This is a genomic window from Paenibacillus sp. Z3-2, assembly GCF_054161325.1.
The window spans coordinates 6569299-6594135 of the sequence record NZ_CP096397.1; the positions used below are offsets into that span (position 1 = coordinate 6569299).

A 24837-nucleotide genomic window follows, 5' to 3' on the forward strand; every position below is an offset into this window, starting at 1 on the left:
TTTATACCTGAGGGAGTGCACATTTATGCAGAAGATAATTAATGCCATGTACACTTACGCCGAATTTGGCTGGCCGGTCTTCCCCGTCTGTTCACATGACCATGACGGAATGACAGGCAGACATAAAGCCTCCTGCGATCGGTCAGGCAAGCGCCCATTAATCAAAAACTGGCAGCATTGTAGCGTACCAACCGCAAAGCAAATCGAAGAATGGACCGAGACATGGAGATGCTTTAACATTGGACTTTTACTCGGTAATCCAAGCGGTCTCGTTGGAATTGACCTCGATGGAGAAGGGGACCTGCCTGCTACATGGACTTTTCATACCCCTAATAAGGGGAAGCGGTATTTGTACCGCATTCCCGATAATCAGACCATGAACAACGATCATGTTCAAGATGCTTCCCAAGCTCACAGTGAATGCCGTCTTCTTGGGGAAAGATGTCAGACCATACTTCCCCCATCAATTCATGCCAACGGAGGTATATACCAGTGGATAAACAGTCCATTCAGTACCAGCCATATCCCGCAACAGCGCCAGAATGGATGGTATGTAAAATGACAAAGCAGACTAGGGCCCTTACTGACACAGAGGTTGAACTTGATGACTGGGATAACGGCGAAAAAAAAAAACACATAGCGCATTCAAACATAAACGCCGACGCAAAGTCATTCAATGATTACATTTACAACATTTCTTATTCAATATAACGGGGGCTACGCCCCCTTTTAATAACAATATGGAAGGTGAATCCAGCATGACAATACTTAATAGGAATAACACACTCTCGGCAAGTATTTTAAATACATTGACTGTTCATACAGCAGCATTAACTTTAGCCCAAGGTAACATGGGTTTTAAGTTTCTCCCATTGTGCCCGGCAGATCATAAGGGTGCTTCTGAAAAACACAAGCAGAACTGCTCTAGACCAGGAAAGGCCCCCCTGATCGCCAATTGGCCTTCCAAGGCCTCCGGAGATCCTGCTGTTCTCGAAAAGTGGTTCAAAAAAACACCAAGATTGAATTTAGGCATGACCCTTGGCGGAGAAGTGGGAATGGTCGGATTCGACATTGACGGTGAATACGGACAAACCAAAATGCAGCAGTTATTTGATGGAAACATTCCTCCCACTTGGCATTTTTCAACCCCAGGAGGAGGTTCGAGATATCTGTTTCGTATACCAAAGCACGTGGCTTTGCGAAAACTTGCTGACGTCAATGCCGAAGTGGAGCACGAAGAATTGGCTCTGTTGGCTGATGGACAAATGACGGTCATTCCACCTTCTCGGCATCAAAATGGTGGGCAATACCTTTGGATTAAAGATAGAGGCCCCGGTGACCTTCCACTAGCCGACTTGCCCAAGAATGTACTGGATCAGCTAATCAAAGGAAAACTCAGCAAGCAGACAACTTCACCAAAAGGACCTTCGTTACTCCGGTCAAAGGTTGCTTCCGTTTCCAAGATAGCAAAGCCTGTGCATTCATTGGTTAGTGAAGACAAGTTACAACGCCTTTCAAGTAAATGCAAGGTGATGAAAGAGGCAATGTCAGAACAACAACTACATGGATGCAGTGAAACTCAGTGGCTTCACATTGTGTCCATGCTGGTTAGGGCAGGATACAGCAAAACTGCCTTGACCTTTTCACAACTCAGTCAAAAGCATGATCATCACAGTGAAGATCGTATTCGGAAATTGCACGCAGAACGTTCCAATGCTTCCTACGGCCCTACTCGATGCGCCACATTGGGATGTGGCTTAGATCAAATTGCGAAATGCCATCCTAGTGTGAGTTTGGATGAGGATACCCAAGAGCCTAAAAACTCTCCTGTGACACTATTAATTTCACCAAAGACCAAGAAAACTGTCATAAAAAAATTGTCCTCCGAAGATTACATTCATTTAATGGGAGGCAATCATGCCATACACCATAATTCTCTTTGTATGGCCAAATATAAAATTGACGGGGAGACAGAGCATGTCCCAATCGCTAACTTTGTCGCTAGAATTGTAAAATCCATTAATAAAGATAATGGCACCGAAAAAAATATTTTTTATGAGATTGATGGGTTACTCATAGACTCACAGAGAAGGCTACCTTCCATTCAGGTGCCTGCTCAGGATTTCGAAAGTATGAAGTGGTTAACCATGTGGGGACCTGAACCGTCTCTCTTTCCAGGTTATAAAATCCGCGACTTGGTTCGCTTCGCCATTCAATCCACTTCTAAAAAGGCGATAAAAGAACGAATTTACACCCATTTGGGCTGGATTAACCTTGACGATAGGTGGACGTACTTACATGCTGGCGGTGCATTAGGCATTCCCAATGTCAAAGTTGAACTGGAAGCGCGGCTTCAAAACTATAATCTTTCCAACTTCGACACCAGTGACACAGAAGCAATGAAAGCAAGTTTGAACCTGTTAAATGTCGCTCCACATCGGGTAACACTTGTCCTGTGGGCTTTGACTTACTTATCACCGCTCTGTGAATGGCTTCGCGTGCTGGGTATTGAACCAAAGTTTTTGGTTTGGCTTCACGGCTACACAGGCAGTCGTAAAACAACCTTAGCCAAGTTGTTTCTCTGTCACTTTGGTAACCTGTTGGAGCCCCGCCAGCAAGCTTTAAGGATACAGCTAACTCGGTTGAAAAACGTGGTTTTGATACAAAGGATTCGCTTCTTCTCATTGATGACTATCATCCTACCACTTCACCCGGAGAGAAGAAAAGCATGGAAAAACTAGCGCAACAGATACTCAGAGGCTACGGGGATCGCGTAGGTCGGGGGCGTATGAAACAGGATACGTCTCTCAGACCAGACTACCCGCCACGGGGCAATGCACTCGTCACCGCAGAAGATTTAATTGGTGGCGGCTCAAGCGTAGCCCGTTTGTTCCCTGCTGAACTGCTTAAAACAGATGTAAATCTGGACCGTTTAACCCAGGCTCAGGATAATTTCGAAGAATTGAGTGCTGCAATGAAAGGTTACTTGGAATGGGTCGGACAGTCCATGAGTAAACCCGACCACAATGAACTGAGACAGTTGTTTAGTGAAAGAAGAAAAGCAGCATCCCACTTAGGCGTACACGGCAGAATGGTAGAAGCAGCGGTTTGGTTGTACTTGGGACTGAACTCGGGTCTAGAATACGCTGAAAGTGTTGGAGCAGTAACTACCGAGATGGGAGATGAACTTCGTAGTGAGGGCTGGAATGTTTTTCTTGAGATCGCTAAAGAACAAGGCCAACAAGTTACTGATATTAAACCATCATCCCGTTTCTTAACTATTGTCTCTCAACTGCTGGCTAACCAAAGCATTCACTGTAATAGTGTGCACCAAGATCCCGTTCCGAAGACCTTACCTAACAATAGTGCTCTTGTTGGCTGGAAGGATGAGAATTACTATTACTTCCTACCTGAGTTAATTTATAACGAAGTTAGCCGTTTCCTGTCCATACGTGGTGAGCGTTTCCCTATCACCCCTGCTGTTCTTTGGAAGGAATTAGCTGATGCTGACTTAACACATACGGATGTTTCAAAAGAGAAGGGCGAAAATCGACGCCACTGCCTCGCGAAAAAAACTATTAACAAGAAACGTCAGAGATTGCTGTGGGTGAAAACAGAAGCTCTAAATGAGAACGTGGAGCCCAGCACTAAAAACAAGACTCGTGAGGAGACTCTGGTAACTACCCATGATGCTGAAGAATTTGATCCTATGGAGGGATTTTAAAACTTTGCCCCAGAAGCGGGGGCTATGCCCCCTGAGATTCAAAAACTTGGGGCCAATGAAAGCTCATGCAGGGTAAGCGATTTCGGTCAACTGCCCCCATTGCCCCCGAAAAAAAATAAAAAAATAGAAAAAAATAGAATCCCCCCTGACAAAAAAAATGTTTCTTTCTCCCTAAAATCCAGGGGGCGTCGGGGGCAAGACATAGAAGACCATGTGCCAGATGGGGTTTCAACCACTGAGGTCCGGGGCGTAACCAACCCCTCGGGGAAAACCGATTCTGTTCATTTTTAAAGCATTTAATATAACCATGATAACGAATAATCAACTACATTTTATCGTGGAGGTTCATATATGGCGGGTAACCAAGCACCTAATAATCAAAGGCCCAAGAAGGGAAATACCCCAGCCAAACGCATTCAGGTTGTCGGTTTACGGATGGTCAGGGAGTCATCATCCATCCTTTACCCTGGTAGAACAATCCGCAAGCCTCAGGACGCCGCTGACTTGTTCCGTCAGTTCATTGGTGATTGTGATAGAGAGATTTTCTCCATTCTTTGTCTAAACGCCAAAAATGAGCCAACTGCGATCCATACTGTCTCTACCGGAACACTAAACGCTTCCCTGGTTCACCCCAGGGAGACGTTCAAGTTGGCCATCCTCGCTAACTCTGCCGCCATCGTTGCCTGTCACAATCACCCTTCGGGAGATCCCAATCCAAGTCCACAGGACATTGAACTGACAAAGCGGTTGCGAGATAGCGGCTGCTTGCTTGGTATTGAACTGTTGGATCACATTATTTTGGGGAATGAAAGCTTCATTAGCATGAAGGAGAAGGCATTGATGTAATCACAGCTACAACAACTAACTAACATTCACTACAGGAGGCACCTATACCATGAACCATTCCACGGAAAACAACGATCTCGATTTATTCATCGATATTCTTGCAGATATGATCTGCTGCTACCTTCACGCTGAAGAAGATTCCACTGAAACAGATAAGCTTGTCCCTGCATCACAATCAAATGCTGCATAGAGGTGAAACACATGATGGAAAAACAGGTTGTCGCGCTTTATATTCGCGTATCAACGGAGGAACAAGTCCAAGGTTTTAGTTTAGAAGCACAAAAATCCGCACTCTATGATTACTGCCGGGAAAGAAAGCTAGATATTTACAAACTCTATATTGATGCAGGACGTTCGGGCAAGTCTATTTCTGGTAGACCATCACTGAATGAAATGCTTGAAGATGCTCGTGCAGAGCATTTTCAGCAGGTTCTCTGCCTCCGTTTAAGTCGACTATCAAGAAGTTTAAAGGATTTATTATTCATCACTGAACTCTTTGACAAACATGGTATTACACTTCATAGCCTTACGGAAAATCTTCAAACCGATACTCCCATGGGGAAGTTTGCGCTCCAGATGCTCGGCTCCGTCGCTGAGCATGAGCGTAGCCAAATTACGCAAAACGTCCGTCTTGGAATGAACCGTCGTAACAAACTCGGTAAATGGAATAGTGGGAATTTAGTAATGGGATATCGCTGGGTTTCTCATCCTGTGAACCGACATCTCTCCTATGTAGAGATTATTCCTGATGAAGCAGAGCTGGTTCAAACTATTTTCACATGGTATGCCAGTGGTCTAGGTCTAAAAGCAATCGTGAATCGCTTAAACAAAAACGGTTATCGAACTAAAAAACGAAAAATATTTCATAGTGCGTCGGTGCGAGGTATCTTAACGAATGTTAACTATATCGGCAAGATAGCCTATACAGACAAGTCTGCCTCGGAACACAGAAAAATAGTAGACGGAGAGCATGAACCGATTATTTCAATAGAACTGTGGGAGCAGGTACAGCAACAATTAGCTCACCGCTCCCATCAGCCTAACAAGCGCACTTCCCGTGTTTTTATGCTAACTGGATTGCTTAAATGTCCAACCTGTGGAAACAGCATGGTTACCGCCCATGTATCCCGCAAACGGAAAAGAAAATCCTCATACGTAGATCATTATTATGTATGTGGTAGATATAACTCTGGGGGATACGCAGCTTGTCAACCTCATCACGTTCCTGCTGAACAAGCTGAGGAATGGGTAAACCAACATGTGCAACAGTTCCTTTCGGAGCCTACCATAGCAGAACAGTTGGCGGTAAAGCTTAATCAAAGACGAGACAAAAAATTGGAGCCTTTCAGAAAAAGACTTAAAGAGATTGACACACAAAAGGCATCATTGAAGAAACGGACTCTCCGTTGTTACGAGCTTTTTGAAGATGGACATATCGACAGTCGGGAACTGAAGCTAAAACTCGGTAAACTTCAAAGCCAAACAGCTATGTTTGAGCAGGAAAAGAAGGAACTGGAGAAAAGAATCGCTGATGATCCAGAGCAACCTATTCTCCTTGGGAGTATCCGCCGTGTGCTTAAAGACTTTCAGCCTGTATTGCAAAGGGCAACGTCAGAGCAACAGAAGTCACTTTTACGAAGTATGATCTCCAGAATCACCCTCCCTGCTGATCGTAATATCAAACATGCAGTGATTCAAGGTTCTGCTGCACTACTTAATCTGGAAATTCCAACACTACAACATGAAGGGGAGCGTTAGAAATGAACCAAGGACTACCGAAGAAAGTTGCTATTTACGCGCGTGTCAGCACAGAAGAACAAGCCGAACACGGCTATTCCATTGATGCCCAGCTCGATACCCTGAGAAAATACTGTGAGCTGTATGGCGGAGAGATTGTAGATGAGTACGTAGATCGCGGGGTCAGTGGAAAAAGCATCAAAGGACGCTATGAAATTCAACGGCTTTTGAAAGATGCAGAAGAAAGTAAGTTCAATGAAGTCATCGTATGGAAATTCAATCGGATGGCTCGGAAGAGCATCGATCTACTCCATATTGTAGATTTGCTGGAGAAAAACAATATTTCATTCCGATCTTTCACTGAAAACTTTGAAACGAGTACACCCATGGGACGATTCGCCCTCCAAATGATGGGGGCAGTAGGTGAACTGGAGCGAAATACCATAGTAGACAATGTGAAGATGGGGCATAAGCAACGAGCCAAGATGGGACACCATAACGGTAAAGTTCCATTAGGGTATAAAGTAATTGCAGGCACCGGTAGTTCACGGGTAAGTAAATCGGTAGTCGTTATAGCTGAGGAAGAAGCCGTTATTGTCCGCTATATCTTTGAGCAGTATGCTTCTGGACATGGATTAAAGACCATTGCCAATGAATTGAATCACAGAGGGCATAGAACGCAAACTGGTAAGCCTTTCTCCACTACAGCAATCCGAGACCTTTTAGATAATCCGATGTTTGTAGGTAAAATCCGCTATAATCGTTACGAGAATTGGGCTGAACGAAGACGTAAGGGTAAGAATAAGGAGCCGATTCTCGTAGAAGGCCATCATCCCCCGATTATTAGCCAAGAATTATGGGTTAAGGTTCAGCTACTCCGGGAAAAGAAGGCCACGTTGCCCAAGAAGCGGTTCGAAGGAGAGTATCTGCTAACTGGACTGATTCGTTGCCCTGAGTGCGGTGCTGCAATGACCGCGAGTCGCACGGTCAATCGGTCGAAGGATGGGGAGAAGATCACTAGGATGTACTATTCCTGTGGTCGATTTCGAAGCCAGGGCAGCGCCGTATGCCACGCCAACAGCGTCCGCAAGGTAGAAGCCGAACAAGCGGTAACTGACCGCATCAGACAAGCCGTAGTCAATCCAGAGATTCTACAAAGAGTTGTCCGTAGCGTCAATGAAAGACGATCTGGACGGATCAAACCGCTGCGTGATGAGTTAGCAGCAGTACAGGCACGTATCACCAGTCTGGAGGATAAGAAACGCAAGTACCTTGAATTGTATGAAATAGACGATATTGACCGCGATATGTTTTCTGAACGCCTGAGCATATTAAACAAGGAGCTGGATACCGAGCTAACCCGTAAGTCAAAGCTGGAATTAGAGCTTCGAGATGATCAGGCTGATCCTGCATCCTACGAGCTTGTACGTTCCCTAATAACGAAGTTCGATGCCCTGCTACGTCACTCCCCATTTCAACAGCGCAAAACCCTGATGCACCTGATTGTGAAGAAGATTACGCTGGACGACAAGAAGCGAGTCAGCAGCGTTGAGCTTGCATTCAACGAGCAAACCGAGAAGCATTTTTTAAGCGTAGCCCCTTCTGCTGAACCAATAGCAGAAGGGGCTTTTCCTTTGTCCGGAAAAGCCCCCCATATCAAACAAACATTAAGGATCATCATTTGATTGATTCTGTACTTAGGTCAGCGTAGCACCCGATGCAACTAAATTCGTAGCTAACGCCCATCCGGTCTCTCCAACAGCCTTGATTAGACCTCTACCTGTATCCTTTAAACTACGCTTCATGGGCGTCCCCTCCTCTTTGGTATCCTCTTTGCAAAGTGAAGTGCCATCCAACCAATATCTCACCAACGAAAGAACGACCAGAGGGACAATGTAGCTTACGAACCCGATTGGATTTGAACCAATTAGCGCCGACCCTAACCTAAATACAGAATGTCTTTGTTTATTTATACGCACGATGAAGACCTTAGTTTCATTCAAGTCGAGATTTATCAATTTTTAGAAGGACACTTCTCATATCCCCCGAACGTATAACCTCCTAAATCTCGCCCTACTTGTGGTATGATTCTCCGCGCTAGCTATAACGGCAAGTCAAAAGCCAGCCAAGTACTGGACGGCTCCGTTTTACCACTTTACTGATTAGGCTGAAGGATTAGTAAGGAAGGAAGCAATGTAATGATCATTGATGCGGAAGTCATTCCCACGATTGACTAACATACAAAATTGTTCATTTCGTTGCTCAATTAGACCAACTCCAGAGAACAAATAACCTTTATGTTCACTGACCAACTCTTTCAAATCCTCGAAATAACGAGCAAAGTTAACTGGGGCATTATCAAAGAAATATTCTTCAAAATACACTGTAAAGAAATGATTACCGTCTTGCAGTTGAAGAACTGCTCTTTTCTCGCCCACTTCAACATTTTGAATGTAACCTTCTATACTTCTAGTCCAATTCAAATCATCAACGGTTAAATTGATAAGTGATCTAGTTCTGACAGAAGGCTCCTTAACATTATCCTCTCCACTTGCTAGATCAGCATTTGGACCAGTAGTGGGACAATATTAACAGAGGTGTTCGAACCTGAGTCTGGATCAACTGTCCGCCTGGGTTTCTTCTTCTTGTTTCCAGATGCAGGTTTCTCAGATCCTGCTGCTTCCTCTTTTCTCTTTTTCCTCAAATTATCGAGTACACTTTTCACATGCTTATCACTTAATTCCATAGTTGATGTTGCCATGGATTTTTGTTTATTGGCTGTTGCTTCTCTTTCAAAGTAATCAATACAATCCTGTATATGATCCTCTTTTTGCCAAGTTTTGAAGTGAGCTCTTACCTTGCCTTTGGGAACGTATGACAATCTGGCTTCGCAACCTAGATAAGTGCAGTACAAATTATTTTTGACATCATTGTAATTTTCGTGTTGCTCAATATTAAAAACTGTGACCATTTCTTCGGTTTCTTTGGTTTTATAATTCGCTTCATAGATTGGCATATACTGCAATCTTCCTTCCTGATTTCTATATTTTGGGACAGGAAGAAATCGATTATGTACCCCCTAGCTTTTTGCCGATCTTACAAAACTCGTTTCTTACTTCCGAACGAAAGGCGAACATAAAATGAACATTTCATGATATCCTTGCCTAGAATGACTGAAATCTGTTAGTATAAACTCATCGTGAATGGAAACGGGTAATTGTATTAAGTATGAACTCTCAATGTGGGGACATTGAGAGACTTACCGAACGGACATTGAAATACTTCTGTCCCATTATCATTTTATAATTTGCTATACTTAAAGTCAAAAAGGCTAAAGTCGCTATTAGGCGATTTCAGCCTTTTTTCGTCCAAATTTCTCCAAAAGACGACACTGGGCTCCTACAATCTCTCTTTTTCTTGTTAGCACTCTGTTTTGCTGAGTGCTAGAAAATTAATATACGACATTAGACTCTTACTACCGATTTGAGCTAACTCTGGTCTGGAGGATCTCATATGTACATCATTCAAACAAAAAACGACATTAGTTCTCCGGTGGTTAGTTTCTTGACTACTCCTCTTCGAGTAGCCTAGTAAGAGTCTATATTTCAATTACATTTCTGCCTTCCAATGCGTTAGAAAGTTGTTGAAGATTAGCAAATGGACTGCTGGAAACAATTTTACTAAGTCCCTGCATACCTATGTTTACCATCTCCTTATCTCCTAATTCAAGACCACGATCTATTATTTCAAATGATTTATTAATAGCAACTTTACGCTCTTCAAAAATCGAGTCGAATACTTGGTGATAAAGTTCATATTTACTTTTGATTTCAAAGAGAGCAACTTCTTTTTGTGCCTCTAGTTTAGCTAGTTCTAAACTTGTAAATTGTTTCTCTTTGTACGCCTCGCCCAATAAGTTAAATAAGTGCAATACATCAGGAGTAGGGATAATCTTTGCGGTTTCTCCTAATTTAACAACAGCCTGTTGAATTTGCTTATCCTTCATTACCTTCTTAAACAATTAGATTCCTCCTAGTTCTTCGTCAAAAACAGGTGTATCAATCATAGCTGCAAAATCGGATGCAATACCACCTATATAAGAAATATGCTTTAGATCATTTTCTGAATAATAGCTTCCCCGAAACAAATTCCTACGGAACCAACGAACAAGTTTAGAAATGATAAAGAATCTATTTAAGTGACGAAGAGTTTCTCTTAATTCACTTTCGAAAACAGATTGCGCCTTATCAATTGCAATAATGAGTTCATTAGATCGTTTTTCTATAAGTTTCATTTGAAGTATGTTACCTTCCATTTGATCAATATAACCAATTACTCTATACATTTCTCTTTCAATCTCATTAATTTTCTTGTTAGCATTAAGGTGACTAAACACGCCAAGTAATGCAAGAGCAGGAATTGCAACGATCCCTCCAATAACAGCGGTTCCAGCAGCCATGCCACCGCCACCAGCAGCAATTGCCCCACCACCAAACCAAGCTAGAGTAGCGTTCGTGGCTGCTGCTCCTGATAGACTAGCAATCGCTGTACCGGTTGAAGCTGCTCCAAATGTTGTGACGAGTGCCCAAGTCCCCAAGGCAGTCCCAACACCTGCTGACACACCTTTAGTAGCTGACATTGCGATTTGCCCAGCGGTTATAGTTGTTTCAATTCTTTTGAAGTCAATCATCTCATATTGATTTCCATAACTTCTAGATACAACATCTCGGTCTTTTCCCTTTAAATTCTTAGAAACCTTACTAATTTTCTTTAAACTCTTAACAGCTTTAACCTTGACTTGAATAACGTTCTCTAATGTTATATCCACATCTCTTCGTTTAGACTCCATTTCAGTATAAAGCTGTTCATATTGGATCTTTAAATCCTCAAACTCAGTAATCTTACGTTCAACACGCCCGTGTGCTCCAAAGGTGACTACATTTTTAAAAAAACTCACTGATAGACTCCCCCTGATTTTCTCTTATAAAGCTATGGTTTTAATATTCCTAATTCGGAAAACCCCTGCAGAACTTCGAAAAACTGACCTCAGCCCTTATTTAAAACATTAAAAATTTGAATTGTGCCTTTCAAAACTAATGTAATAATACTACTATATTCCAGTAAATTGAACAAAAAATTTGCTTCACTTACACACGTACACAAAGAATTTCGCCCTACTTGTGGTACGGTTCTCCCCGATTGATCTTCACAGCACGATAAATCTGCTCCACCAGCACCAGCCGCATAAGCTGATGCGGCAGGGTCATGCGCCCGAAGCTCAAGCGCTGCTTCGCGCGGCGCAACACCTCATCGGAGAGCCCATGGCTTCCTCCGATGACAAACACGACATGGCTCGTCCCATACGTGCCGAGCTTGTCGATCTCTAGTGCCAGCTCCTCGGAACTCCAGAGCTGGCCATCCAAGGCGAGCGCGACGACGTGCGCCTCGCTCTTCACATGCGCGAGGATGCGTTCGCCCTCGCGCTCCTTTACCGCCCGAACCTCAGCTTCGCTCAGGGTATCGGGCGCCTTTTCGTCTGCGACCTCGATCATCTGAAACTTGATGTACGGGGCGAGCCGCTTGGCATATTCCTGAATGCCCAGCGTTAAATATTTTTCCTTCAATTTGCCTACGCCAATAATCTGAATAAACATAACAATCCATTCCTCCTAAATTGTCTTGCGAGATATTCTATAAGTAAGATGCTTCATAGCATCGCTCGTACCAACTGTATTATACCTATACTACACTTTTCGGCTTCTTTAAAATCTAAGGAATCTGAAACACGCTATCCCGCACAAAACGGTATTTCCCCACCGATTCTAGGTCATTTCCCTATCATAACGTGTCTACGATTCGTTAGATTTCAACTATGCAGGATTTGCCCCGAATAAGGAGTCTCAGGTTCGTTAGAGCCACCCGGCCCAACAACGCCACATCCTTACGCAGATCTCTGTCACTCTTCGTCACTTTTCCCTCGCCCAGCTCCTCGCTGCCTACTATCCATACCAATTCTTCCATAAACACAAAAAGAGCGCTCATCACGCTCTCCTTGGCTTCTTGCTGTGATGTTCATACCGGATGGAAAGTCAGCCAGAAGCGCCACCTATAGTCACGCCTCCAGCCATCTAAATCCTACAGTACGCTAAACGACGAGGAATTCCGCGTGCTGCTCGCACTCGGCGCATTTCGCAGGCGGGTCCCAGTCGGCAAATTCCGTCTCCTTCAGATCAACGATATCTGGAGCGTCCTCATACTCATCGACAAACATGTCGATGGCAATGTCCACGTGTTCTTTGCATACAACGTACATCCGTTAAGCATCCTTTCTGTAACCAGCTATGTTCCCGATTCACAACCGCGTATCCCATTACAGGATAGCCACTTCTCAGTTCTATCACACCTGCCACCGAAAAGAAACCCCCAGCCCTAATTTATCGTGCCCAACCTCCACCAAACCTCTCCATAGCGCAAAAATAAACAACAAAAAGCATCCTTCCGGATGCCTCCACGGTATCACGAAAAGAATGCTCCTTAATCCACGCTCTTTAATTCAATCCCGACTGAGCTTTCGTCAACAGCTTGCCACCTTGAAAAGCAATCACAGCATTGGCACCATTGCCAGCTGTACCTTTATAGTTGTACACCACCATATTCTCCGCTTCACTCAGCGCTTCACCTTCGCCGCCAAGGATCTCGATAACATCTTCCACCGACATGCCAACCTCAAGCTTCTCATACTGAGCAAATGTAATTAGCACCCCGTCGCCTTTCCCGGCTGATCCGTTGTTTCCTGAGGCTGCAGGCGTTTGACCACCAGCCTGACCTACCGCAATCACATTTGTACTCAGCTCATTCAACTTGGCCTCAAGTGCTGCGATTTTTTGTTCCTGCTCACTGCTCTTGGCTCCCTGTTCCACCAGTTTCTTCTCCAGCCCAGCAATCTTCTCCTGCAAAGCACTTGTATCCACTGATGCTCCTGTTGTAGCTGTTGTAGCTACCTCAGATCCACAGGCAGACAGCATAAACAGGGACAGCGCCAAGCTCGTTCCCCCAAGCATTTTTTTCCTCAATCGTTTCATTAGAAATACCCCTTCCATTCTAAAATAAAAAAAATGTGATCGACAAACAGATGTTATTTGTATTAGCGACCGTCTCCAACATATTGACAACAGTTTACCACAGCCCTAGTCTTATGTATCTGCTCCTTTGGCTCCGGGTCTAACTGATCATGAGAACATAAAATGGTTGATCTGCTCATTTACTGTCGAACGAGCACGTCCAATCCCTAGTACAGCCAGTGTTAATTCGATGTCCTGACTTATGTAATTACGACCTGCCCTACCTTATACAAACAAACATTGTGCATCATGCTAAACCAACAACTAAAAAAGAGTGGTCAGATATCTGATCACTCCTCTAGCATTGCCCTATTACACTCCAAACAACAGCATAGGCTCCGTTTGAAATTCCCTTATTCCGGCTTATCCGTCAGCTTCACCGATACTTTCTCAGCTTTACCGTCCCGGTAAAAGGTTACTTCAATGGTGTCCCCTATCTTCTTCTCATCGTACAGATACTTCCGCAGATCAAGCGTGGAGGTAATTTCTTGCCCGTCAAATTCCGTAATGACATCATTCAGCTTCATGCCCGCTTCCGACGCCGGACCGGATGCTTCCAGCACAACCACGCCGCTGTCCACGTGAGATGGCAGCTTCAGATCCTTACGCTGCTCGTCATCCAGTGGTGCATAAGGATTGCTCAGATCCACCGTGTACACGCCCAGATATGGACGAGATACTTTGCCGTTCAAGAGCAGAGAATCGACCGTTCTCATCACTTCGTTCATCGGAATCGCGAAGCCGAGACCTTCAACGCCCGTATCCGAGATCTTCATCGTGTTGATGCCGACCACTTTGCCGTTCAAATCAACTAACGCACCGCCACTATTGCCTTCATTAATCGCCGCATCCGTCTGGATTACGTTTTGCTCCCAGTCGTATACTCCGTCCTGATTGATCGATACAGGTAGAATACGATCCGTGTAACTGACAATACCGGAGGTCAGCGTACCGCCCAGACCGAGCGGGTTCCCGATCGCCAGCACCGTTTGACCACGTTGAAGTTTACTGGAATCACCGATCTCTGCGACTGCACCCAGCCCTTTATCTTCTGCGGATAGTACCGCAATGTCACTTACCCGGTCTTTACCAACCAGCTTCGCTTTGTGTGTCTTCCCATCTACGGTCACAATCTCCAGATCACTCGCGCCCTCCACGACGTGGTGGTTGGTCATAATATAGGCCTTGCCATCTTCCTTCTTGAAAATGACCCCTGAACCCAGCGCCGAATCTTCCATCGATAGACTGCTACCCGTTTTATGGTTCACAATGCTCACCACGGAAGGACGAACATGGGCTGCCGCCTGAATAATCCGATCGTACGGATCAGCTGCCTGTGCTACCTGTGCACCGCCACCTCCGTTGCCTGTAGCATTCGCCAGCGGTAACGATGTGGGCTGTGTGATGAAGCTAAACAGCGTGACGGTCACGATGGAGCTGATTACCGAGCTGATCACCGCTACTTTCACTGTGGAACTGATTCCTGTACGCGATCTGCGCGGATTGCTCCAGCGGTCACGTCCACGTGCCCGGCCTCCAGGGCGGATAATCTGAAGTTTGCCTTTCTGTTCAGGTTCGGCGCGTCTTGATACTTTGGTTGAATAAAAATCGTCTCCAAACAATCCCATCGTGATCCTCTCCCCTTCGTTGTCACGCATCAAGACCCTGACTGCCGCCTAAGTTGTCGCATGGATTAACGATGGAGTTCTCACATACACCACTCCGCCAACAGACGAACCTTCCGATCGCTGTTACTCACAAATTTTTTTGATCCCCTCTTCCAAGGTAAAAATTTGTTCCTAAAGGCGAACACTCTGTTTCTTCAGGTTTCTTCTGTCGTCTTCGTTACGTGAAGACCCCAACGGTTATCTCATACTTTTTTGCATTTTCACAAAATGGTCTTGCATATCGCCGCATCCCGGCATCAAATCGAGATACAGCGTCTATGTACAACAGAACGGACACTCCATTCTGTCAGTGACTCTATCAATCATGCTCTCGCATTCTATGACATGCCATTTCACACGCAAAACAGCCAAAATCACAATGCTCCTCATATACTAAACACGACAAATCTCAAAAAGTTGCATAATTATGAAAATTAACGCAAATTTCAGCTATAACGCGCTTAACAATAAAGGTCCATAGTATCTATCACCACAAAATCAGGTCCGCTAAGCGCCGTTTTGGCCATTTTGAAGAACTTTTTCACCCCTGCATGGTCACAGGTTCAGCATACACGCCTTATCACGTGAATTATAGCGGCAAAAAGAGGAATGTTTTCCACCCAGCCTGACTACAATAATAGTAAAAGACAATTCGAAGCTTCATAGAGGAGGATATATACATGGATCGCACGCGTACACTCACAGCCATGGATGAAGTTCATATGGCGGCCAAGCTGGCCGATCTCAAGGAAGAACACTATCGTAATACCCTTGCCCTCAGTACCATCATTGAACTGCTTATCGATAAAGGCATCCTAACCCGCGAGGAAGTCGAGCGCAAAGCCGCCGAACTCGACAGCTTTATGGCTCACCCACCCTATCCCATGGCGTAGGACGGTCGTAATACGTATCACAGAGTTTGAACTCATGATCCCGATAGAAACAACCTCGGCTCTCCATCGCGTCACGTACCGACATTTTCGCCAAGTCCATCATATTATGATCTCGGCTAAGATGTGCCAGATACGTGCGCTTGATGCGTCCGTTCATCAGTTCACTAAGCGCTGCGCCTGCTGCTTCGTTCGACAAATGCCCGATGTCGCTCAAAATCCGGCGCTTGGTGTTCCATGGATAACGCCCCATACGCAGCAATTCGACATCATGATTCGCCTCCAGCACCAGTACGTCAGAATCTGCAATTGCATCGCGGACCTTGTCACTCATGTACCCAAGATCCGTTGCAACAGACAGCTTCTCACTGCCGTCATCGAACGTATAACCTACCGGCTCAGCCGCATCATGCGAGATCCCAAAGGATTCCACACGCAATGACCCAAAATCATGCTTTTCACCTGTCTCAAATACCCTCCGGTTTTCCTCTGGAATCGCCCCAACCGACTTCTCCAGTGCCGCCCACGTATTCAGATTCGCATAGATTGGTAAATTATATTTCCGAGACATCGCGCCTAGTCCTTTAATGTGATCAGAATGTTCATGTGTAACCAGAATCCCGTCCAGTTCTGCCCCAGAAATCTCCCTTTCCTGAAACAGTGCATCCAATCGCTTCGCACTAAGACCCGCGTCAATCATAAGTGATGTGCCCCCATGTTGTATGACCGTGGCATTGCCTGTCGAACCGCTGGATAACACGGTAAAATATATCCCCATAACGCATTACTCCCCTGGTTTGTCTGTCTTGGGACTGAATACATCCCCACTGATGCCCTGCACGTACAATACTTCGCCACTTTCCAGCACGAACCGCCATGCCGGCATCGCTACCTGTATATCTGAATTGAACAACTGGCCGTAATAGCCTAGCTGAATATCTTTGACAATTGCATCATTTGGCAAAAAGTTCTCGATCAGCGTCCCCAGCGCCTTCGACGCCGGAAGCACCTGCTGATCGCTCTCCTCTGCGGTCGTAATCCGCACCGGAGTCTGACGGTAACCCGTTATTTTCTGGTCGCTGTAGAATAGCTCCAGACTCACATTGAAGAGCGGCCATTTGCCGTCCACCAGGGGGTGAAGCACAAAAGCTCCATCCTCGGCCATCAGCTGATCCAGCCGGTATGTCCCGATCTGTGGAATCTCACCCTGTAACGCGTCTTCTAGCTCGCTCTGTGAAAAGATCAGCTTGCTATCTACAGGCTGTTCCAATTCCATATCAATGCCGGCCTTGTCCTCTTCAATGAACTCATAGGACAACTTTGGTAACTTCGGCGTCTCGTTTGGAATCGGAGCCAGTACCTGAATGCCCTTCTCTTCCATCGCCTGCTGTGTATTATCTGCCAGTGAGGTGAAGTCCAGATTGGCTCCAGCCGTCTCCCGCGCATCCATCCAGATCTGGTATCCCAGCACCAGATTGAGCAGCAGAAAGGCATAGATCAACACATTTTTCGCCCGTCCCCAATCCAAAACATTCACCTCCTTCAGTTAACTGGCTGAAATACTTTCTCAAATTGCCTACCCTTCCACCGGAACTAGCCGTTTACTAGCCTTTGAACTTAAAGCTATACGACAACGGAGAGGGCAGAAATAACCTGAAGAAGCGGAGCTAAAAGCTTTCTGAAAGAAAGCTACATCGTAAGCACTTGCCCCGCCTTTACCAACAGATTTCCCCCTTATTAAAGGGAGTTCAAGAAATCTGGGGGTAACAGCGATCGGAAGGTTATTCTGCACGCGTAGTGATAAAGTACAGCTACTCTTTAGTTCAATGACTATAACCTATCAAGATACGGTGGTTTCCTCCCCGTTTCCAAAGCGGATTACCCATACCGGGATCAGCTTCAGCCCGTCCTCAATTGTAGAAGGACGATATGCCGGGTACACGTCCACTACCTGGCGATTCTCACCCGCTACCTTTTTAATCAGAGCCCGGAGCTTCTCCCCACCAGGTAATTTCACGGATTTCTTCGTCTCTGTGCCTTCGTTCAGGTATTCCAGCGATCGTTCGTAGCTGGACACCGTTTCCTGCCGCATCTCCATGCTGATCGTGCCGAAGCGGAACTGCATGGAATCCATAATCGGATAGCTGCCGTAGTACTGCTGGAATTCAAGCTGTGTCTTGCTGTCAGCGGTCTCTAGCATCATGCGCGACCTGCCTTTCCAGCCTCCATGCTGATTCACAAAATCAACCGCAGACAGCGCATCCTTCGCGGGATCAATCTGTCCCGCAGGCGGTGCGGCTGGGTCGGTGTAGCTGATCCAGCGTTGTTCCTGTTTTACCTGCAGACTACGTTTACTGTCCGTGTAGATCTCCGACCCATCCTTTTCCCGTATGTTCCGGGTCATGCTTGGATCGAAGAACAGACTGCGTTGCATCTGCTCAACCGTGAACTGACCTGTCGGCACATCTGCTTCAATCGTCTCCAGAGCTTCCATCGGGATATAATACCCGCCGTCCATCCGTGTATATGGCGTCCAGTTCGTACCGAAGTCGACATGCTGCTGAACGTCCTGTACCGTCAAGTCTGCCTGAGTTGCTTCGTATACCACATCTCCCTTGGCGCTGAAGAACAGCGCATGGGCCTTCGTTTCATTTTTAGCTGTATAGATCGAGATTCGGTTAATGGTCTCCCCTTGGAACAAGGAATCTGTCCCCAGTCTCATCACCCGCTGTAACAATGCTACGGGGATACCTTCCTTGAACGAAAGCTCAAACCCAGGATTCTCCTTGCGAATCTGATCCCAATTCACCGATTGCACACTGCGGCGCTGAAAATCATCGAACGCTCGCCCCTGTAACCTTGAATAGATCAACTGATAGAACGTATTCCCAGGGTAAAACACCGTATGTTTGTCCTCGCCCAGATGAATAATCATCTGATCGGGGAAGATCAATTCTTCAATATTACGTTCCTGACCCATATTTTCCGTCTTCACATAGTTCGTCTCTGATGTCACGATGGAATCCCCGCCTCCGGGCAAACGATAGATCAGGAAATAACTCTGTACCAGACTGGCGGCGACAAGGGTAGCAAGCACCAGGGATTTAATCCGTTCCTTCACGGTGCTCACCCCCTTCCTCGCGCATCGGCAGCGTGAACGTAACTGTCGTGCCCACGTCTACCTCGGACTCCAGAGAGATGCTACCATCATGCGCCTTCACAATTTCCCGGGCAATGGACAGTCCCAGCCCTGTGCCTCCCATACTGCGGGATCGAGCCTTGTCCACCCGATAAAACCGCTCAAAAATGCGATCCAGATCACGCTGTGGAATACCCATTCCGGTATCCGATACCGAGATGGCAAGTGTATGCTCCTCACTGCGTCTGGCCGCAATGGTAATGGTGCCACCTTCCAATGTATATTTCAGCGCATTGGACACGACATTATCCAGCACCTGATCGATCTGGTCACGATCCAGCGGAACAGCTGGAATATCGTTCTCTACAGACAGCACAGGTTGAATATCCTTCTGATGCATCTGGAACGAGAAACGATCCGTCACTTCCTCCAGCATCTCCAGAATATCGGTTGGCTGCTTGCGCAGCAAAGCTTCCTTGGAATCAAGCCGCGAGAGATGCAGCAGATCCGTAACCAGCCTGATCATTCGCTCCGTCTCGTTCTGAATAACACCAACGAAACGACCAGCAAGCTGCGGATCTTCCAGCGCACCGTCGTCCAGTGCTTCAGCGTAGCTCTTGATCGTAGTAAGGGGTGTCCGCAACTCATGGGATACATTGGCCACGAATTCACGCCGGGATGCTTCAAGCTCTTCCTGCTCGGTGACATCCTGAAGTACGGCAATGGTTCCCGTGATACCCAACTCACGCCGATGAACCGGTGTGAACGTCATTCGAATGACCACAGGCTCTTCTTGTCCCGCGGGTGCAATCTGGAGTAGCGTGGAACCTGTGAAACCACTCGCGAGAGCTTCCGCATCCTCCGGATCAATGCCGAGCAATATGGCAAAATGTCTTCCTTCGATATCCGCAGGACGCATGCCCAGAATGCTGCTGGCACGGCGGTTCACCAGAATAACTTTACCGTACTCATCCGTGGCTACCACACCATCACTCATATTGGTCAGAATGGAGGTCAGTTTCTCCTTCTCCTCTTCATTCTGCGAGAGCGCATCACGAAGCCTGCTGGTCATATAGTTAAAAGCCCGACTGAGCTGACCAATCTCATCCGTGCCGAATACAGGTGTCTGCTGATCGAAGTTACCTTCTGCGACCGCTGTCGCTCTCCGCGTCACTTCCTTAATCGGCTGTGTGATCGTATGCGACAGAATCACGCCAAGCACTGCCGTTAACACCAAGGCAATCAGAATGCCGGAGATAAAAATTTTGTTGATTCCCTCCATCGTGGAATACAACTCGTTCATGGATGCCGCGATGTAGACCGCGCCAATGATTTTGCCGCCGGACAGCACCGGCTTGGCGACGACCTTTTTGCGAACATTATCCTCGTCCACGATATATTCCTCATTGTCCCGAATGCCTTGCAGCGCACGGCTGACTACGGTCTGGGTATTTTTGCGCCCCACATAGTCGGAATGTGAACTTAGCGAGGTCGTGAGTACCTTGCCGCTGGCATCCAGCACCTGAATCTCCGCGCCGTTAATGTTGAACAGGTTGTTCACCAGCACACGCAGATTTTCCGTTTTGTCCTCGCCAGCCTCTGCTTCTCCGCCCGCCATCGTCTCCCCCACGAGAACCGACAGCATTTCCGCACGCGCTTGCAAGTCTTCCGTAAAGTTGCTCGTCAGCGAGTTCTTCATCGCACTCACAAAATAAACGCCGATCAATTGCATCGCAATCAGAATCAGCAGTACATAGATAATAATCAATTTCGCCTGAATCGTTCGGAAGAACGAGAATCGCGCGAATCGGCCCATTATATCCCCACGCTTTTGGCACTGCGCACGAGATAACCGAGCCCGCGGCGTGTCAGAATCGTTTCCGGTTTGCTCGGATTCTCCTCTATCTTCTCACGCAGACGACGGATCGTGACATCCACGGTACGTACATCGCCGAAATATTCATATCCCCATACCGCTTGCAGTAGATGTTCCCGTGTCATAACCTTGCCGGAATGCTTCGCCATATAATAGAGAAGTTCATATTCACGGTGGGTCAGATCGAGAGGTTCTCCGCCTTTGTAAGCCGTGTACATGTCCATATCAAAAGCCAGATCAAACAGTCGCATGACCTGCTTCTCCTCGTCTTCCGGCGCTTCTGCCGTAATTGCAAGTTTTTGCCGTCTGCGCATCTGTGCCTTCACCCGTGCAAGCAGCTCACGCGTACTGAAGGGTTTCGTTACGTAATCATCCGCACCCAGTTCCAGCCCGAGCACCTTGTCGATCTCGCCATCTTTGGCGGTAAGCATGATGATCGGCATCTCCAGATGAGCGCGCACCTCACGACAGACATCCATACCGTCCTTTCCCGGGAGCATCAGATCCAGCAGCATCAGATCCGGTTTCTCGGATAACGCCAATTCAACTGCACGAATGCCATCAAATGCACAGATGACCTCGTACCCCTCTTTTTCCAAATTAAACTTCAGAATGTCCGCGATGGGCTGTTCATCGTCCACCACCAAAATCTTCCCTTGCATCGGCTAAGTTCACCCCTATATCCTGCTTAATCCGCGTTAGCGTCTATCTCTCTCTTCTATGTTTAGCTTGTACCAAGCCTGCTTGATTGGTTTCTCTAGTTTGTTGTTTATACTCTATAGTTTAACATACCTGAACCACCGTCACATCCCGATCCGGTGCTTGGAAGGCCTTTCATCTGAAAATATTTTACAGCAGCAAAAAACAAGGCCGGCATCATAGCCAACCTTGCTCTCCTTTAGCCTATATTAGTTCAAATACGTCATCGGATTCTCCGCTGTGCCGTTCTTCAGGATCTCGAAGTGCAGATGTGTCCCGGTCGAGCGTCCCGTGTTACCCATAACGCCGATGCTCTCCCCTTTTTCAACCACTTGTCCAACCTTCACACCGATACTATCCAGATGACCATACAATGTTTCGTATCCATTACGATGGTTAATAATGATGACATTGCCATAACCACTCTTCTGCCCTGCAAAAGTAACCACGCCTTCATCGGCTGACTTCACATCCCGGCTACCTACCAGATCCACACCTTTGTGCTGGCGACCCCAACGTTGTCCGAAGCTGCTGCTCATCGTTGCATTCGATACAGGCCAAGCAAATTCACCCGTGCCCTCACCAACGACTTTTGTTCCACTTAGAACGACTTCAGTTACAGCGGTTTTGATCACTTCCTGGCCAAGCCATTCCTCCTGAACAACTTCACCATTTTCTTTTGTTATACGGTATTGCATGCTTTTCAATCCGCTTTGTCCAGGACGCACGACTTTCGTTATTCCTGCTTTCAGTTCGGCACTTTTTCGAACCTCTACTTGCGGTTTAATCTCAATCTGTTCTACCACTTGTTCAACCGATTTAACGGTAACAGCTGGCTTAGGCACGGTCAGGGTCAGTTCGTCTCCAATTTGGAGTGACGTTTCCTTGATGCCCGGATTATTTTTGCGAATCTCACTTTGTGTAATTTCATATTTGGCAGCGATCGAAGAGATCGTATCTCCTTCATGAACCACATAAGTTACAGGCGCGTCTTTACCAACGGTTAATGCTTTAACCGCCTCGGACACATCCCATATTTTGTTTGGATCAGCCTTCACCACATCCGTCGCTACATCTTCCTTGATGCCTACCGACTTCAGGGTTGTGCTCGGTCCCTCGTCTTTCTTCGAGGAATTAGCCGATACCGACTTCGTCTTCAGCGAACTTCGCACAGCCGATGCCGATATGTATTTGCTTTGCACTTGTTCCAGGATTGCATCCGCTGTTGCCTGATCTTTCACAATGCCAATGACTTCACCGTCTACCTTAAGCTCCACACCCTTGGCGTAAGCTGTCAGCATGTCGCCCAGTTTATCCAGCGTTTCATCACTGTTTACTTCAGGTTTGTATGCTTTTACCGTTTCGGTCGTGATGCCATCCGTGTTCAGTACCATCTCTGCATCCGGATATTTATGTTGATATTCCTCGGTTTTGTCTGTAAACAGTTGTTGTAGTTGTGCTTCATCTGCAATGGTACCAATCTCGCTACCTTTAACCATTACTTTATAGTACGGGACGGTGTTTGCAGTAACATATTGTTTGCCTGCGAATCCGATCGATGCTGCGATGAACACACCGCATGCTGCTGTAATGATCCATTTGCGCGAGGCCAGAACGCGCTTCTTATTCACACTGAAGGTGGACATGCTCATGTTGTTTTTGTCTTCGGCCGTCCGGTGTTCCCCGGATTGTTCGTGTACCCGGTCTTTGCCCGGTTGGCGTATGCCTCTGAAACCTTTCATGATTCTCTCCTTTTCAGCACTTCTCAGTTCGCATTTCTGTCAAGACATCACCCATCGTGTCTGCCCCATGCTCGTTGATACTTGTATTGGGTGTCCGCAAAATCAGGACTTTAGCTGCGCTCGTAAAAGTGTCAAAATTTTAACCTTTTATCACACCCGTATACTTTAACACAGGTTTTACACTCTTTTCAACTCTACACGTCACACCGCAAAGCCACGCCCCGCGTGGTTTCCCTGAATTATCCATACGATGGGGCGGCTGGCCCATCACCCATTATGCCTCAACATCGGCTGTACTATGTACTTTACTCGCAATTTAAGACTAGGTTCTAAGACCCAGTGAAATATGCTATATTTTTCATAAAAATACAAATAAAATCCCCTACCAGATCAGCTCTGATAGGGGATTACGTAAACTATCTATTCGTGGTTTATCTTAGACTCCATTTCATTTCATGCTTTAATAGAAATTAACTCTCAAGTCTCTATTCTTTGACTGCAAGAATTAAAAATCGTTTTTGCTGCACTTCCCAGAATCCATTTTGCTCCATCTCCATATGAATATCCATTAATGGTTCTAGAAACTGTTCTACCTTAAAATCAGGGACTTGCCACGGGATGGTCTTCAAATAATAGACCAGTGCGCCTATATCATAGAACCGCTGCGTGGGGGCTGCTTCGCGTTGCTCTATAATACGGAATCCACACTGTTCCAGCTGAAGAACAGCACGTTCCAGCTCCCAGCCAGCGTAGTCCACTGGCATAGGAATGCTAAGTCGATCATTGATCTCCCGGCAATCTGACCAGCCTACCTGTTGAGTTAGAAACAATCCTCCTGTGGACAGAATCCGCCTAACTTCCTTTTCATCATACGATTCGTGCCGATTAAGAATTAGATCGAACTCCCCGTCTTCGAAAGGCAGTTGCGAATCATCCGTCACAGGAAATACCTTCACACCGAGCGGCTGCAAACGTTCCTCTGCAATCGGTATATTCGGGAGATATCCTTCAGTCGCACATGTGTACGGAGGAAGCGGAAGTAGTCTGGACAGCATTTCTCCTCCACCAGTCCCCATGTCGAGCATTCGATCTGTCTGATTCAACAATCGGCGCACCATCGTTCCATAGGACCACGGCAACATTCCGCTCTGGAGTCGGCCACTCCCTGTTACATAGCTAAAATCCCAGCCACTAAAGGGCTGATCTGCCTCTTGCAGACCTTGCTCAAATCTCTCTTTTGCTGCCTTGGTAATCTTTTTTACTGACGATTCTGACTTCGAATGATATAAGTTCATGTTCGATAATACCTCCAATTAGTGTATTCATAAACACAGGTACATCGTATCTCTTGAGTGCACCCTATGAACGGAGGTCCACGAATTGGACTAAAGGTTTC

General features: G+C 46.4%; 24 protein-coding genes. 8 read left to right on the forward strand and 16 right to left on the reverse strand.

Features of this window, described 5'->3' with window-relative positions; translation table 11 throughout:
• Nucleotides 1–25: 25 nt before the first annotated feature.
• The 7 genes from M1D71_RS29270 to M1D71_RS29300 all read left to right on the forward strand — a co-directional run bounded on the left by M1D71_RS29270 (nt 26) and on the right by M1D71_RS29300 (nt 7992).
• The gene (locus tag M1D71_RS29270) at nt 26–562 is read left to right on the forward strand and encodes a bifunctional DNA primase/polymerase (protein ID WP_458124746.1); all 537 of its coding nucleotides are present in this window, start codon (nt 26–28) and stop codon (nt 560–562) included.
• A 196-nt stretch (nt 563–758) separates the two neighbouring features.
• Complete coding sequence (locus M1D71_RS29275) at nt 759–2741, forward strand: bifunctional DNA primase/polymerase (RefSeq protein WP_458124747.1); 1983 nt, start codon at nt 759–761, stop codon at nt 2739–2741.
• Nucleotides 2729–3724 (forward strand): hypothetical protein, encoded by a 996-nt coding sequence (locus M1D71_RS29280; protein WP_458124748.1) that lies wholly within the window; start codon nt 2729–2731, stop codon nt 3722–3724. Before M1D71_RS29275 ends, M1D71_RS29280 begins: the two co-directional genes overlap by 13 nt.
• A 351-nt stretch (nt 3725–4075) precedes the next feature.
• Nucleotides 4076–4570 carry a JAB domain-containing protein gene (locus tag M1D71_RS29285; RefSeq protein WP_458124749.1) on the forward strand — a complete coding sequence of 165 codons (495 nt, stop codon included), beginning with the start codon at nt 4076–4078 and terminating at the stop codon, nt 4568–4570.
• A 49-nt stretch (nt 4571–4619) separates the two neighbouring features.
• Complete coding sequence (locus M1D71_RS29290; protein ID WP_458124750.1) at nt 4620–4760, forward strand: hypothetical protein; 141 nt, start codon at nt 4620–4622, stop codon at nt 4758–4760.
• Between the two features lie 11 nt (nt 4761–4771).
• Entirely contained in the window at nt 4772–6328 is a 1557-nt protein-coding gene (locus tag M1D71_RS29295; protein WP_458124751.1) for a recombinase family protein, read from the forward strand.
• Between the two features lie 2 nt (nt 6329–6330).
• Complete coding sequence (locus M1D71_RS29300; RefSeq protein WP_458124752.1) at nt 6331–7992, forward strand: recombinase family protein; 1662 nt, start codon at nt 6331–6333, stop codon at nt 7990–7992.
• A 477-nt stretch (nt 7993–8469) separates the two neighbouring features.
• Here the strand turns inward: M1D71_RS29300 and M1D71_RS29305 are convergent, their stop codons facing one another.
• The 9 genes from M1D71_RS29305 to M1D71_RS29345 form a co-directional block, all read right to left on the reverse strand.
• Nucleotides 8470–8790, reverse strand: a complete 321-nt coding sequence (locus M1D71_RS29305; RefSeq protein ID WP_458124753.1) for a hypothetical protein — start codon at nt 8788–8790, stop codon at nt 8470–8472.
• 71 nt (nt 8791–8861) lie between these two features.
• Nucleotides 8862–9323 carry a hypothetical protein gene (locus tag M1D71_RS29310; protein WP_458124754.1) on the reverse strand — a complete coding sequence of 154 codons (462 nt, stop codon included), beginning with the start codon at nt 9321–9323 and terminating at the stop codon, nt 8862–8864.
• A gap of 582 nt (nt 9324–9905) precedes the next feature.
• Complete coding sequence (locus M1D71_RS29315; protein ID WP_441929789.1) at nt 9906–10328, reverse strand: hypothetical protein; 423 nt, start codon at nt 10326–10328, stop codon at nt 9906–9908.
• Nucleotides 10329–11264 carry a hypothetical protein gene (locus M1D71_RS29320; RefSeq protein ID WP_441929788.1) on the reverse strand — a complete coding sequence of 312 codons (936 nt, stop codon included), beginning with the start codon at nt 11262–11264 and terminating at the stop codon, nt 10329–10331.
• A gap of 217 nt (nt 11265–11481) precedes the next feature.
• Nucleotides 11482–11961: a 23S rRNA (pseudouridine(1915)-N(3))-methyltransferase RlmH gene (gene rlmH, locus M1D71_RS29325; RefSeq protein ID WP_017691463.1), complete on the reverse strand. Its 480-nt coding sequence runs from the start codon at nt 11959–11961 to the stop codon at nt 11482–11484.
• Between the two features lie 205 nt (nt 11962–12166).
• Complete coding sequence (locus M1D71_RS29330) at nt 12167–12349, reverse strand: hypothetical protein (RefSeq protein WP_458124755.1); 183 nt, start codon at nt 12347–12349, stop codon at nt 12167–12169.
• 103 nt (nt 12350–12452) lie between these two features.
• Nucleotides 12453–12620, reverse strand: coding sequence for a CxxH/CxxC protein (locus M1D71_RS29335; protein WP_017691462.1), 168 nt, complete (start codon nt 12618–12620; stop codon nt 12453–12455).
• Between the two features lie 235 nt (nt 12621–12855).
• Nucleotides 12856–13389, reverse strand: coding sequence for a hypothetical protein (locus M1D71_RS29340; protein WP_458124756.1), 534 nt, complete (start codon nt 13387–13389; stop codon nt 12856–12858).
• Between the two features lie 392 nt (nt 13390–13781).
• A complete protein-coding gene (locus M1D71_RS29345) occupies nt 13782–15056 on the reverse strand; it encodes a S1C family serine protease (RefSeq protein ID WP_458124757.1) in 1275 nt (424 codons plus the stop codon).
• Nucleotides 15057–15775: 719 nt separating this feature from the next.
• On the opposite strand from M1D71_RS29345, the gene M1D71_RS29350 reads away from it, so the two are divergent.
• A complete protein-coding gene (locus M1D71_RS29350) occupies nt 15776–15988 on the forward strand; it encodes a hypothetical protein (RefSeq protein ID WP_036611899.1) in 213 nt (70 codons plus the stop codon).
• Here the strand turns inward: M1D71_RS29350 and M1D71_RS29355 are convergent.
• The 7 genes from M1D71_RS29355 to M1D71_RS29385 form a co-directional block, all read right to left on the reverse strand.
• Nucleotides 15957–16763 carry an MBL fold metallo-hydrolase gene (locus tag M1D71_RS29355; protein ID WP_145324957.1) on the reverse strand — a complete coding sequence of 269 codons (807 nt, stop codon included), beginning with the start codon at nt 16761–16763 and terminating at the stop codon, nt 15957–15959. The two genes, M1D71_RS29350 and M1D71_RS29355, sit on opposite strands and share 32 nt — an antisense overlap.
• 6 nt (nt 16764–16769) lie before the next feature.
• Nucleotides 16770–17513: a two-component system regulatory protein YycI gene (yycI, locus tag M1D71_RS29360; protein WP_458124758.1), complete on the reverse strand. Its 744-nt coding sequence runs from the start codon at nt 17511–17513 to the stop codon at nt 16770–16772.
• A 312-nt stretch (nt 17514–17825) separates the two neighbouring features.
• Nucleotides 17826–19106 (reverse strand): YycH family regulatory protein, encoded by a 1281-nt coding sequence (locus M1D71_RS29365; protein ID WP_458124759.1) that lies wholly within the window; start codon nt 19104–19106, stop codon nt 17826–17828.
• Nucleotides 19090–20940 carry a cell wall metabolism sensor histidine kinase WalK gene (gene walK, locus M1D71_RS29370; RefSeq protein ID WP_458124760.1) on the reverse strand — a complete coding sequence of 617 codons (1851 nt, stop codon included), beginning with the start codon at nt 20938–20940 and terminating at the stop codon, nt 19090–19092. Before walK ends, M1D71_RS29365 begins: the two co-directional genes overlap by 17 nt.
• On the reverse strand, nt 20940–21662 hold the full coding sequence (yycF, locus tag M1D71_RS29375) for a response regulator YycF (RefSeq protein ID WP_074092884.1): 723 nt from the start codon (nt 21660–21662) through the stop codon (nt 20940–20942). Before yycF ends, walK begins: the two co-directional genes overlap by 1 nt.
• A gap of 246 nt (nt 21663–21908) precedes the next feature.
• Nucleotides 21909–23441: a peptidoglycan DD-metalloendopeptidase family protein gene (locus M1D71_RS29380; RefSeq protein WP_458124761.1), complete on the reverse strand. Its 1533-nt coding sequence runs from the start codon at nt 23439–23441 to the stop codon at nt 21909–21911.
• A 485-nt stretch (nt 23442–23926) separates the two neighbouring features.
• Nucleotides 23927–24736 (reverse strand): class I SAM-dependent methyltransferase, encoded by an 810-nt coding sequence (locus tag M1D71_RS29385; protein ID WP_458124762.1) that lies wholly within the window; start codon nt 24734–24736, stop codon nt 23927–23929.
• Between the last annotated feature and the right edge of the window lie 101 nt (nt 24737–24837).